Origin of the sequence: Siphonobacter curvatus, from assembly GCF_002943425.1 — a bacterium.
GTDB classification, from domain to species: Bacteria; Bacteroidota; Bacteroidia; order Cytophagales; family Spirosomataceae; genus Siphonobacter; species Siphonobacter curvatus.
Genome location: NZ_PTRA01000001.1, coordinates 924,126 through 936,616 on the forward strand (window position 1 = coordinate 924,126; position 12,491 = coordinate 936,616).

The window sequence follows — 12,491 nt, forward strand, 5'->3', positions numbered from 1 at the left end:
GTGGCTACTTGTTTCTGAATAGTTCACGGCTGACCTTACTACGTCAATTGATTCCATGAAGTGCATAGAGACTGGAAGACCAGCTGTTTTAGCAGGACAAAATATTTCCTACTAAACTATTACCTGAAACAAGCCAGAAAACGACAGTAAGATGATTAAATTACTCTTCATCCAAACCGATGTTTTCATACATCCATGAATTTCGTAGTTTCGTTCAACCTCTTATCAATCAACCTATTGTCATGTTCAAACATCCGTTTTCTTTCGAAGGGCGTATTCGCCGCCTGGAGTATGGCCTAACCGTACTGTTCCACTGGCTCGTAACGATGGGACTGAATGCCCTATTTGGAAAAATGTCTCTGTATGATTTAATGACCCTGAAGGGTGTAATGTGGCTGATAATCGTCCTGCCCATTGCCTGGTTCTGGTTTGCTCAGGGGGCGAAGCGATGCCACGACCGGGGAAACAGTGGCTGGTTTCAGCTCATTCCGTTCTATGGCCTGTGGATGCTCTTTGCCGAAGGCGATCCCGGGCCCAACGCCTACGGTGAGGACCCGAAGCATGAACAGATTTTATCTTAATACCCCCGAATGAGGAGCCATTGCTGAAGCTAATGTTTGTATCTTGCCTATTCGCTTCATCGCACGATTTCCACTTGAGCACTTTAGCAGGCATGATTAAAAAATTCCTTGGGCTGTTTCTCGTTTCCCTAACCGCCTCGGCTCAGATTCCACAATCGATTCTGACCGAAATTAATACCATTGATTCCAATCGCATCAAAGCCCACGTGGCCTACCTGGCCGATGACAAGTTGCTGGGCCGGAAGGCGGGTGCACCGGGGTACAAAATGGCCGCCGATTATATCGTAGAACAGTATAAGAAAATGGGCTTACAGCCCGCTGGCGAAAAAGGTGGTTACCTGCAGGAAGTATACCTGCGAAATTCCAAAATCAAACCCGAGACGGCCTCCCTGAAGCTGATTTTGCCTTCGGGCGAGCAAAAGTCTCTGACTTGGGGAGTAGACTTCGTCTTCACGCCTCATCCCGAAAAAACTACCGTTGATTTCAATGCTCCACTGGTATTCGTTGGAGCCGGTTTTGATACACCACAGATCAATTTTGACGATTACCGGAATGTGAATGTGAAGGGTAAAATCGTGGTGGTACTACGGAAAATTCCCGAAAATGTACCCGCTAACGTGAAACTTCACCTGGGGTATCCGGCTACGGCTCAGACCTTCGCGGCCAAGCACGGAGCGATCGGCGTACTGGTTTGTAATTACACGACCAGTCCCATTCTGTTCCGATCTTCCGCTACCAATTATAGCCTGAACGGGATCAATGCTTCCGTATCCAAATCGGGCGAACGCGTGAGTTCAGCGGCGGCTCTGGGTGGAAAAATTCAGGTCGCTGGGGGCCTGTCGGTACAAGCCCTGCAACAACTGATGCAGGCCGAAGGTATTGCCCTGGATGCCCTCTGGTTGAAACTCGAGCGGGGTGAGTACGTAAGTCAGCCCCTGAAAAGCAAAATCAGTGGTCACTACGAAAGCACGTTTACCAACATGCTGAGTTACAATGTGATTGGGAAAATTGAAGGCTCCGATTCAAAACTGAAGAAAGAATACGTCATTCATTCCGCTCACCTGGATCACCTGGGTACGGGTAAGCCCGTCAACGGTGATTCCATTTACAACGGAGCCCACGATAATGCTTCCGGCGTGGCCTGTGCTCTGGAAATGGCCCGTACGTACGCCAATCTCAAAGAAAAACCCAAACGTTCCCTGCTGTTTCTGATGGTGACGGCCGAAGAAATGGGCTTACTGGGCTCTGGCTATTTCACCGCTTTTCCGACCGTTCCCAAACGACAGATCGTAGCGGATATCAATACAGACATGCCCACGCTGCTGGCTCCGCTGGAATCTATAGCCTCGCTGGGAGCCGAACACAGTAGTTTGCTGAAGGTAGTCGAAGAAGCCGCTAAAGCTGTGAACCTGCAGGTTGAACCCGATCCTGATCCGAGCGAAGGCCGCTTTGTTCGAAGTGACCAGTACAATTTCGTGAAAGTGGGGATCCCGGCTCTGCACATCAAGTACGGGTACGCGAAAGCAAATCCGGCCCTGAATCTGGCTGAAAAAGTGAAAAGCTGGCGGGATGCGAATTACCACAAGGTTTCCGACAACCTGAACGATTCCTTCGTATGGTCGGCGGGACGGAAATACGTGCAGGTGAATTTCCTCATCAGCTACCTAATTGCCCAGAATCCGGTACGACCCAGCTGGAACAAAGGTGATTTCTTCGAAGTAACCCAGTAGTTAGTTTTGCTCTTGATACAGAAGCGGATGGTAGGAAAAGAAGCCCTGCCATCCGCTTCTGTTGTATACGAAGTACGTAGCTTTGAGCGTTCGGACTTATGAATAACCTTCCCTGTATGAAAATTTCCTTCCCCTTATTACTATCGCTGGCTCTGGTTTTGCAGGCTTGCTCGAACGCTGCAGAACGTACATCCGTGCCATTCCAGGCGGTTGATCCGCTAAAAATTACGCGACTGGACCTTTCCGAAATACCAAATTTCCGGATGCCCAAAGGATCTTTCTGGATGGCGATGTTACTTCCCGAACTGGAAAAAGAGCGAGACTTTGTTCGCAAAGGCAATACCTATTTCCCGATCCGGTCTGTCGTAGGTCAGGTAGATACCCAGCAAATTACTGTAGAACAGGCCAAAACATTTCTGCAAACCCTGCCGCCCGGGACGGGCTTGTACGAAATGCTGGGCGACGATGATATGTGTAAGCAGTCGGGCCCTTTGCAGGGTTTGTGGACCAATCCGGTGACCGTAAGTCCCGAGCAAGTACGCGACTTCCTGACGGGCTGGTGGTGGTCAAGAGCTTATCGCTTTGGCTGGGGTAACGCCCGGGTGTTTTTCGATCTGGATCTGGAAGGTTTTCCGGCCGCCTGGAAAAATAATCAGGTGCTGTCGGAGGGAGTTCGGCTGGTTCGACAACAGCATCCGAATGTGGAGTTTGCCATGTATGCGTCGGGGAAAGCCAATTTGTACCCCGAAGGAAAGGGCGGTCCCGACCAACCGTATGAAGTGGTAGGGGGAGAAGCCCGGCATCAGCTCTACAAAAAGGCTGGTTTTACCTTTTTTGAAATGATGCCTTACGCTCACTACGAAGAGGCTCTGATTGGCCCCGGTAAAGCTTACGCCAGCTTTGACGATTACGCCGCCCGGAGTAGTTTACATATGCGGCAATGCCTGAAATGGCTCGACGAGCGAGCCGCCTTTACCGGAAAAAATTACAAGGGTTTTAGCTGGGTAATGACCCGTTACGAAGGCGGCAATCTGGAGATGATCGCTCCGCACGTCTGCGAGTCGCTGCCCCTGTGGTTTCTGGTGAGCGGAGCCGGTAAATCCGGTGGGGGCATTTGCAGCTGGAATCCCGGCGAACCACTCAATGCCGCTGATTTCGCCTTTGAGGCGGGCAAGTGGCGGGCTTCACAGTTTAACGAATTCTGGGAAAGCCCGAAGACACTGTATAACGTCAAAATCGAGTTTTCGCTCGATAACGGCCAAAACTGGACGGACGATTCCCGCACCTGGAAAGAGAAAGCCTACGACCTAGGCCTTCGTCAATTTCAGTGGATGTATACCAATTCCAATCCCATAGGGGTTCGAGGAGCTTTGCTGGGTAATAAACTAGTGGTAGTCGCCGCCGCCCGTCCGAGCCTGGAAGCTGGAAAAATACAAAGCATCCTATGTCGACATGGGTCGAAGGTCTGGAAAATGGACCTCCCTTATCACCAGGTAGTAGCGGGTACGGTAGCATTATGATGTTTTTAGGGAAAAGCCCTATTAATCTGTTGGCGTATATCGTATATAGTTCGGTTTTCTATGTATAATTAGCCCACCCGTCGGAACTTTTTCAGGGGTGGGCTTTCTTGTATTAATAGATTACTTCGTATTACTACCCTTCAAATCCCCATGGAAATACTCGAACCTATACTCATTTTAATGGCCATACTGGCGGGGCTGGCGGCTTTAGCTCCCAAAATGAAGCTGCCCTATCCGGTGCTACTGGTGTTGGGCGGCCTGTTTGTTGGAATTACGCCCAGTTTGCCGAACGTCCGGCTGGACCCTGAAGTGGTATTCCTGATTTTTCTTCCCCCCTTGCTATACGAAGCCAGCTGGAAAATCTCCTGGCACGATTTGAAAACCTACCGTAAACCCATTAGTCGTCTGGCGATTGGTTTGGTTTTTCTGACGACCACGGTAGTAGCCGTCGTCGCTCATTACTGCATTCCAGGCTTCGATTGGCCCCTGGCCTTTGTACTCGGAGCTATTGTATCACCGCCCGACGCCGTTGCTGCTACCAGTGCGACCAAGGGATTGGGCATGCCCCGCCGTACGACCGTCATCCTCGAAGGCGAAAGCCTCGTGAATGATGCCTCGGCCCTAATTGCGTATCGGTACGCCGTAGCCGCCGTAGCCAGTGGAAGTTTCATTTTATGGCAGGCCAGTATTCAGTTTGTGATCTTGGCTATCGGGGGCGTACTGGCTGGATTGGCCATTGGGTACGCCTTTGTGTGGGCCTTGCGAAAAGTACAGGGCAACGCAACTGTAGAGGCGAGTTTGAACCTAATGATCCCTTTCGTTTCCTATCTATTTGCGGAACACATTAAGGTATCAGGTGTATTGTCGGTCGTGGCTACGGGCTTATACGTTTCCTGGCGTTCGTCGGAAGTGTTTTCGTACCAGGGTCGCATGTTGAGTAACAATTTCTGGGAACTGCTGGGCTTTCTGCTCAACGGTTTTGTCTTCATTCTCATTGGCTTACAGCTACCCTGGTTGCTGGAAGGCATTACCGAGTATTCGATGACGCACCTCATTCTCTACGGACTACTCGTGAGTGCGGCGGCTATATTCATTCGGATGGCCTGGCTGTTTGTTATTTCCAAATCTTCCATGCGATTCGGCTTTGCCAATGAAGCTACCATCAAGAGCAAGGGCGAACTCTTTATCATCGGCTGGGCGGGCATGCGGGGCGTGGTATCGCTGGCCACGGCCTTAGCCCTGCCGCTGACCCTGCAAAACGGTAATGCTTTTCCTAATCGAGACGTGGTTCTCTTTCTGGCCTTTATTGTGATTCTGGTTACGCTGGTGTTACAGGGCTTAACGTTGCCGTTTTTCGTTCGTCATTTTAATGTAAAAGAAGATACCGAAAAAGAAGCGGCTCTTGAACGGAAACTGCGTCTGCATATGGCTCGTCAGGCCATGACCTTTATTGACAAGGAACTGCCGATCCTAGGAGGAAACGAATACATTCATAACGGCCTGAGAAACCGTTTTGAACAGCAAATCCGCTACCTGAACGGCTCTCTCCCTACGGATGGGATACAGCCATCCCTAAAGACCCGTAATGAGCAATTCAAACAGTATATTTTTAGTGAACTGGAGGTGATTAATTTCCAGCGACAGGAGATTATCAAACTACTTAAGAATGATAAGTACCCGGAAGAAATGATTCGGAAAGTAGAGGGTGAACTGGACGTCTGGAATGTGGCGGTGCAGAGCCGGTTGAAGATTATTAAATAGGAAAGTTTTCCCATTCGTTGCGAGTAGTCAGGACCCTGTGCATAAGGTCCGGCTACTCGCAATGTTTTTATAGTTGGACTTCAATGCTGGGATTACGTTTTAATAGCTCCGCCACAAAGCCCGCCTTATCCCTGGGCGAAAGAAGAATATGGTCAAAGCGATTATAAATCAGCTCAATCCGGTCCAGCGATAGGGCAGGAGACTGAAGGATATTTCTGGACTTGGATACTTTTCGAATGGACTTTATTTCAATGCGTTCCTGAAACAAAAAGCCAGAGCTAATTCTGAGTGTATCAGTATCCATCTGGTAGACAGTCGTAGAAAAGACATGAATGATGAATAGCGAGCAAAGCAAGATGATTCCCAGTCCAAGCCAAATCCCCTGGTAAGCCATAAAACTAGCGATTCCAAGACAGAGAATCGAAATCGGAAGGACGAGTTCAAGGCCTACTTTAGAGGGATACGTGATCATAGGTTTAGAGAAGAGGAGTAGGAAAGATTCGCATAATGACTGGACTTCAGCCAAGATACGTACTTCAAGTAAAATTTGCCGAAAACAGATAATAAACAGTAAAAGCCCCCAGTACGACCGGGGGCTTTTGACGATGAACTCTATGTATTAAAAAATGAATCTTATTTTTTAGGACTGGTCGTTGGTTTGCCACCGCCAGCGGGTGCTCCGCCGGAAGGCGTACCGCCCGAAGGCTGGCCGCCACTACCGTTCTGCATACCTGCTCCAGTATCAGTTCCGCCTCCGTCTTTCACGTCGTCGTTTTGAATGGATTTCGTCCGACGGCGGGGAGCCTGCATACTCATTTTTCCAATCTTGTAACTAAAGGTCAGCCGTACGCCCCGGTTATACATGTACATGTTGTTCACCTGCGTAAACTGTGGTGACGTCAACTCCGTTTTCATCCGAATGTTGGAAGCCAGAAAGTTTTCGGCCGCAATACCGATGCTGCCTTTCTTGTTGGCAAAGTCTTTCCGAATACCTAAGTTATAAAACCCAAAACCGGCCATCCGACCCTGTAATTGTACCTGCGGCCCCCGCATCATACCGAAGCCCTGAATACCCCAGCCTTTACCCAGCGTTGCCTGTAAACGGCTACCAAAATCGACGTTGAAGCCCGAATTTTCAATGTTAATCGACAAACCGTCCAGTCCCGTAGTCGTACCCTGCAGTTTAGTATAGTAACTGTTGGTGAAGAAATCGAGGCTGAACTTAGACGAGAGGTCGTACTTGAAAAACAGGTTGACCCCTAAAGCATGTTCTGAACCAATGTTTTCGAACGTCGTCAAGATGGCTCCGGCCAGTGTATCGAGGGGCGTCCGAACCTGCGTAATCGAGTTGTTGGTGAAGCGACCAAACACCGCCGCATTAAAGAACGCCTTGTTAAAGGTATTGCTGTAGCCAAGCTCCACGTTGTCCGTCAACTCGGGACGTAACAGCGGGTTTCCCATGGTTACGTTTTGCGGGTTAGCGGCATTGAAGTTAGGGTTCAGTTGCTGAATACCCGGCCGTTGAATCCGGCGGTTGTAGGCCAGTTTCACCATTCCTGTTTTCAAAGCCTTGGAGATGTTGACGCTCGGTACGAAATTACTATAGTTCGGAATGGCGATGGACGCATCGGTATTGGAGCGGGCGTCGATAGCCGTGTACTCGTACCGCGTACCAACTTTGAAGGTGTACTTATTTTTCGTCGTATACGTGTAGGAAGCGTAACCCGCGGCAATGTTCTGGTTGTAATCCAGGAAACCTTCGGGGTTATTTTCCTGCGGGAAATAGTTACCCGTGGGTCCGGCCAGCAGATACTCGTAATTACTATTCACTTTCCGCATGATGCCTTTTAATCCAAATTCCAGCATCTGGTTTTTCTGAATGGGCGTCTGGTAATCCGTTTGCAGGGTAAACTCCTGATTGACGTTATCATTCAGGTTTCGCTGACGACCCGTCAGGGATTCTCCCGAGAGCAGATCGGCGTCGAAGTTGTTCACCATGTCGTTACGACTGTACAACGCCGATACGCTCCATTCCTGCTGGGGCTTGAAAATGTGCAGGTAGTCAATGTTGGCATCAATGGTACCCGAATTGTTTTTCGTCGTGACGTTCCGGTTTTGCGTACCCGTCATGGCTCCGTTGGTAAACAGTTCCGTCAGGTAATCCTGATCGACATTCCGGTTCCGCAATCCATAGCGAATACCCGCCGTGATGCTCTGGTTTTTCGAAATATCGTAATCCCAGCCCAGGTTGTAGCGGCCCATCAAACCACGGGACATACCTTCGCCCCTCTGACGCGATAGAAGGGTATTGCCACCTACTTGACTGGTTTGATCGAGCGTAGAAAGCGTTTTGACGTTGTACTCCGCCCGGCCAAAGCCGCCCAGCGTGAAGCCCATTTTTCCTTGTCGATAATTACCGTTCAGTCCCAGGTTCGCTCCCCGGTTACCCACGCCCGTATCCAGGTTCAGGTTGAAACCCTGCAGGTTATTTTTCTTCGTGATGATGTTGATGATCCCGCCGGAACCTTCCGCGTCGTATTTAGCCGAAGGCGAAGTAATGACTTCCACCGTAGCAATCTGGTCGGCGGGAATTTGCTTGAGGGCATCCGCTACGCTACTGGCGACAATCGTGGAAGGTTTGTTATTAATCAGTACGCGAATGTTACTGCTTCCCCGCATCGAAACGTTTCCGTCCAGATCGACCGAAAGCATGGGTACTTTACGTAAAATATCGGAAGCGTCACCCCCTTTGGAGGAGATGTCTTTTTCAGCGTTATACACCAGGCGGTCTACCTTTTCTTCAATCAAGGCTTTCTGCCCCGTTACGGTAACCTCCTGAAGCGTTTTGGAATCGCCTGACAGTTTGATAACGCCCAGCGTCACATCCTGAATAACGTTCAGCGGCTCAATTGATTTGGTTTCGTACCCCACAAATGAAATTTGCAGGCGGTAATTACCGGGGCTTACGTTACTGATCGTAAACTGGCCCTTGCCATCGGCTACCGTACCCGTTACCAGTTGATTGGTCGATCGGTTGAATAAGGCAACGCTGGCAAATTCTACGGGTTTGCCGCCGGTAGAATCAACCAGGAATCCCGTCACTACGGGATTTTTAGGAGCAGCGGGCTGCGTGGAGTCGGCAGCGACGGGCTGTACAGAAAGGGAGTCGGTGGGTACTTGTGCGTAACCGTGACTCAAACCGAATAGGGCTCCAAAGGATAGGGTAAATACGTATCGTTTCATTGCTTTTGGTCCAGGAAAGGAACAATACAAAAGTGATACCAATCCCAGGGGCCGCGAAATGAATCTTACCGAGTGCCGACTTCGAACGGACGAATGCCCATTTCCGCCGGAAGAAAGCGGGGACGGGAGGATGCACAGATTTTAGACAGAATTGATGCGTTATTTAGGGATCAGAACTTTGGAAATGACCTATGAAGATTCTACTGGTAGAAGACGAAACGTTGTTATCCGACAGTATTCGTTCGGCGTTGGTGCAGGAAGGTTTTTCCTGCGAAACGGCATTGTCGTTTCAGGAAGCCCGCGAAAAACTGGCGGATAAAATCTATGATATTGTCGTACTAGACATCAATTTGCCCGGTGGACTGGGTTTTGATCTTTTTGGCGACATTCAGAGTATGGACTCGCATCCGGGCGTACTGATCATCTCGGTACGGAATAGCCTGGACGACAAACTACGCGGCCTCAACCTCGGGGCCGATGATTATCTGGTCAAGCCCTTTCACCTTGATGAACTGCTGGCCCGTATCCGCAGTATTATTCGCCGCCGCTACCCCCAGGACTCCGAGGAACTGGTGTATCATAACCTTTCCTATGATCTGGCTGCGAATCAGGTACGCGTAAATGGGCAGGAACTAAAGCTGACGCACAGTCAGTTACGGATTCTGTACTACTTGCTGGTGAATAAAAACCGGACGGTTTCCAAAGAGTCGCTGTCCGACTACGTACTGAAAGACGACATTGATATGGTTGATTCTTTCGATTACATCTACACCCATATCAAAAACCTCCGGCAGAAACTCAAGAAAGAAGGTTGTGAAGTCAGCATCGTGACGATGTACGGGATGGGCTATACCTTAAAGAAATCCGATGGCAATTAATCAGTACAGTAAACGCTTCATTACGAAGATTAAGAAGGTTTACGTTGTAGCCTTGCCCATTCTGCTCGTCCTGACGATTTTATTCAACAACCTGGTCATTGATTTTTACTATAAAGTCATTTATCGAAACCGGTTCAAGGCTCAGGCCGAGGAGGTGGTTTCGTACGTGGAGCTGACGGGTTCGTTTCCTAAAATAGAAGGTATTACCTACCGCCCGTTACCAGCGGATACCAAACCTTATTCTTACTTCGAATACCATTTCTTCGACGTCGTGACCGTGGACAGCGATTTCTGGTCGATCCTTTTTTTTAATCAGCACCTGAACAACAAGCGGATCAAGGAATTCACGACGACGGCCAAAATCAAAAATCGCTGGTACGAACTGAAGATTACCAAAATCGAGCTAAATGAACCGGGTGGTCCTGAAAATGAGGCGGTTTTGTTTGCTGTGGCCTTCTCACTGATCTTATTCTTCCTGCTGAACTGGGGCTTTTTCCAGTTTAATCTCAACCGGGTTTCGTACAATCTCTGGCGGCCTTTTTATCAGAATCTCCGACGGATCAACTCGTATCACATTCGCAACAAAGAGCCGCTACAACTGAAAGATACGCACATCCGGGAGTTTGAATTGTTCAATCAGGCCATTCTGGATTTCACGACCAAAACCCAGAGTGCTTACAACCAACTGCGGGAGTTTACCGAAAATACGGCTCACGAGCTGCAAACACCCCTAAGTATTCTGCTGGCTAAAGTCGAACTGATTCTCAAGCGAACCAGTCTGGAGTCAGAAAACCGGAAGGAACTGCTGGATATTAAGAAGACGATTGTCCGGCTGTCGGGTATCCATAAAGGACTCAATCTATTATCCCGGATTCGCAGCATTCAGTACGCTGGCAACATTGAAAAAAAGGAAATCAACTTCAATGAACTAGTGCGGGAAAGCCTGGAAACCTACGAAGAACTCATCGAGTACCGCAACCTCACCGTGACCTTGCAGGCGGACACGCCCGTACTGCTCAGCACCAACGAAGAACTGGTACGGATTTTAGTGGATAATCTGCTGCGAAATGCCGTGCAACACAATGTAAATCAGGGAGAAATTACCATCCGTCTGACGAGCCGTGGCTTTGAGATGAGTAATACCGGATCAGTCGTGGAGGGGAGGACCGAGGATTTATTTGCCCGGTATCATACCAAGTCTACGGATAATGGGCGACTGGGGTTAGGACTCGCCATTGTAGAAGCGATTTGTGAGACGCTCGACTTTCATTGTGCGTACGCCTACCAGCACTCGCAACACGTGATTCGGATTCACTGGCAAAAATAAAAATTACAATTTTTTAATAATCGACAAATTGGTCAATAAGGTTGACAAATCGGGCAATCCGTCAGATTTTCGACAGATTTTGGGGCTTCTTTTGGGTATCGGAATCGGACAATCGATGGTTGTGAGAAAGGAGAGGAAACAAATTTTTCAAATGGTTGGTTGTCATTCCTGGTATAATACAAGTTTTAATAGCTGAGTAATGCATTTCATCCCATCTCAATCGTCGTCTTTCCGAACCAGGCTTGCTGGAAAAATGGGTCTCTGCCTATTGGTACTGGCCGTGGCCTGCGGAAAAAAAGATGAACAGAAGCAGGGGGCACAACAAGCCCCGGCAGCTCCTAAAGAATATCCCGTTATTACGGTAGCCGCTCAACCCACGGATGTGTATACCGACTATCCGGCAACCATGCAGGGTCAGCAGAACGTAGAAATCCGACCGAAAATTGACGGCTATATTGATCACATTTACGTAGACGAAGGAGCCCTGGTTCGTAAAGGACAGGTACTCTTCCGCATCAGTGCTCCCCAATATGAGCAAGAAGTACGTACGGCTCAGGCCAGCATCAAAATTGCTCAGGCTGACGTAAACGCGGCTCAGATGCAGGTGAATAAAGTAAAACCACTCGTGGAGAAAGACATCATTAGTCACTACGAGCTGGAGTCAGCGGAATACACTCTGCAATCCCGGCAGGCGGCTCTGGCTCAGGCCAAGGCTACGCTGGCGAATGCCAATACGAACCTGAGTTACACGAAAGTGGTAAGTCCGGTGGATGGCGTCATTGGTCTGCTGCCCCTCAAGTTGGGTAGCTTAGTGAGTCCTACGACCACAACACCCCTGACAACCGTAGCCAATACGGGAAACGTGTACGCCTACTTTTCCCTCAACGAGAAACAACTGCTGGATTTCTTCCGCGATGTAAAAGGAAACACGCTCCAGCAACGGCTTGCCACATTACCAGGGGTATCGCTGGTACTGGCCGATGGAACAGTATACTCGCACAAAGGTCGCGTAGAAACCGCTAGTGGACTGATCAGTACCGAAACGGGTTCGGCCAACTTCCGGGCGACGTTCCCCAACCCCGAAGGCTTCCTTCGCAGCGGTAGTACGGGTCAGGTGCGGGTTTCTTCCCACATTGATAACGCTCTGCTAATTCCCCAGAAAGCTACGTACGAATTGCAAGGCAAACGTCTGGTATACCAAGTAGTGGAGGGTAATAAAGTCAAGAGTGTGGAAATCCAGGTACGACCCACGACGGACGGCAAATCGTTCATTGTGCAGCAGGGGCTAAAAGCGGGTGATCGGGTCGTTACGGATGGTATTACCGCCTTACGGGACGATGTGGAAATCAAGCCAGCGGCTCCGCAGGCGGATTCTACGGCTACTGCTGCCGATACGACGCGAAAGTAAGAGCGGTTTAGAGCAGACGGCTGGGTGTCCTACGCCAAAGCCT

The 12,491-nt window shown here is 49.5% G+C and carries 9 protein-coding genes; 7 read left to right on the forward strand and 2 right to left on the reverse strand.

Annotation, left to right across the window (positions count from 1 at the left end; all coding sequences use genetic code 11):
- Window positions 1-242: 242 nt before the first annotated feature.
- From C5O19_RS03705 to C5O19_RS03720, 4 genes are all read left to right on the forward strand, one after another.
- Window positions 243-581, forward strand: coding sequence for a DUF805 domain-containing protein (locus tag C5O19_RS03705; RefSeq protein ID WP_104713861.1), 339 nt, complete (start codon window positions 243-245; stop codon window positions 579-581).
- Between the two features lie 92 nt (window positions 582-673).
- The gene (locus C5O19_RS03710) at window positions 674-2,311 is read left to right on the forward strand and encodes a M20/M25/M40 family metallo-hydrolase (RefSeq protein ID WP_104709955.1); all 1,638 of its coding nucleotides are present in this window, start codon (window positions 674-676) and stop codon (window positions 2,309-2,311) included.
- A gap of 116 nt (window positions 2,312-2,427) precedes the next feature.
- The gene (locus C5O19_RS03715; protein WP_104709956.1) at window positions 2,428-3,831 is read left to right on the forward strand and encodes a hypothetical protein; all 1,404 of its coding nucleotides are present in this window, start codon (window positions 2,428-2,430) and stop codon (window positions 3,829-3,831) included.
- A gap of 150 nt (window positions 3,832-3,981) precedes the next feature.
- Window positions 3,982-5,592 carry a Na+/H+ antiporter gene (locus C5O19_RS03720; protein ID WP_104709957.1) on the forward strand — a complete coding sequence of 537 codons (1,611 nt, stop codon included), beginning with the start codon at window positions 3,982-3,984 and terminating at the stop codon, window positions 5,590-5,592.
- Window positions 5,593-5,659: 67 nt separating this feature from the next.
- On the opposite strand, the gene C5O19_RS03725 is transcribed toward C5O19_RS03720, so the two are convergent.
- Together C5O19_RS03725 and C5O19_RS03730 are read right to left on the reverse strand one after the other, a co-directional pair.
- On the reverse strand, window positions 5,660-6,064 hold the full coding sequence (locus C5O19_RS03725; protein WP_104709958.1) for a PH domain-containing protein: 405 nt from the start codon (window positions 6,062-6,064) through the stop codon (window positions 5,660-5,662).
- Between the two features lie 161 nt (window positions 6,065-6,225).
- Window positions 6,226-8,835: a TonB-dependent receptor domain-containing protein gene (locus C5O19_RS03730; RefSeq protein WP_104709959.1), complete on the reverse strand. Its 2,610-nt coding sequence runs from the start codon at window positions 8,833-8,835 to the stop codon at window positions 6,226-6,228.
- Between the two features lie 191 nt (window positions 8,836-9,026).
- Between C5O19_RS03730 and C5O19_RS03735 the strand changes: the two genes are divergently transcribed.
- The 3 genes from C5O19_RS03735 to C5O19_RS03745 all read left to right on the forward strand — a co-directional run bounded on the left by C5O19_RS03735 (window position 9,027) and on the right by C5O19_RS03745 (window position 12,448).
- Complete coding sequence (locus C5O19_RS03735; protein ID WP_104709960.1) at window positions 9,027-9,713, forward strand: response regulator transcription factor; 687 nt, start codon at window positions 9,027-9,029, stop codon at window positions 9,711-9,713.
- Window positions 9,703-11,040 carry a sensor histidine kinase gene (locus C5O19_RS03740; protein WP_104709961.1) on the forward strand — a complete coding sequence of 446 codons (1,338 nt, stop codon included), beginning with the start codon at window positions 9,703-9,705 and terminating at the stop codon, window positions 11,038-11,040. The genes C5O19_RS03735 and C5O19_RS03740 overlap by 11 nt, the downstream gene beginning before the upstream one ends.
- Before the next feature lie 253 nt (window positions 11,041-11,293).
- Window positions 11,294-12,448 (forward strand): efflux RND transporter periplasmic adaptor subunit, encoded by a 1,155-nt coding sequence (locus tag C5O19_RS03745; RefSeq protein ID WP_104709962.1) that lies wholly within the window; start codon window positions 11,294-11,296, stop codon window positions 12,446-12,448.
- Window positions 12,449-12,491 lie beyond the last annotated feature (43 nt).

What these genes read in the sequence shown, in the direction of transcription:
- C5O19_RS03730 (WP_104709959.1), bottom strand. Translation starts at nt 8,835, where the DNA reads ATGAAACGATACGTATTTACCCTATCCTTTGGAGCCCTATTCGGTTTG.
- C5O19_RS03720 (WP_104709957.1), top strand. Translation starts at nt 3,982, where the DNA reads ATGGAAATACTCGAACCTATACTCATTTTAATGGCCATACTGGCGGGG.
- C5O19_RS03725 (WP_104709958.1), bottom strand. Translation starts at nt 6,064, where the DNA reads ATGATCACGTATCCCTCTAAAGTAGGCCTTGAACTCGTCCTTCCGATT.
- C5O19_RS03740 (WP_104709961.1), top strand. Translation starts at nt 9,703, where the DNA reads ATGGCAATTAATCAGTACAGTAAACGCTTCATTACGAAGATTAAGAAG.
- C5O19_RS03705 (WP_104713861.1), top strand. Translation starts at nt 243, where the DNA reads ATGTTCAAACATCCGTTTTCTTTCGAAGGGCGTATTCGCCGCCTGGAG.
- C5O19_RS03710 (WP_104709955.1), top strand. Translation starts at nt 674, where the DNA reads ATGATTAAAAAATTCCTTGGGCTGTTTCTCGTTTCCCTAACCGCCTCG.
- C5O19_RS03715 (WP_104709956.1), top strand. Translation starts at nt 2,428, where the DNA reads ATGAAAATTTCCTTCCCCTTATTACTATCGCTGGCTCTGGTTTTGCAG.
- C5O19_RS03745 (WP_104709962.1), top strand. Translation starts at nt 11,294, where the DNA reads ATGGGTCTCTGCCTATTGGTACTGGCCGTGGCCTGCGGAAAAAAAGAT.
- C5O19_RS03735 (WP_104709960.1), top strand. Translation starts at nt 9,027, where the DNA reads ATGAAGATTCTACTGGTAGAAGACGAAACGTTGTTATCCGACAGTATT.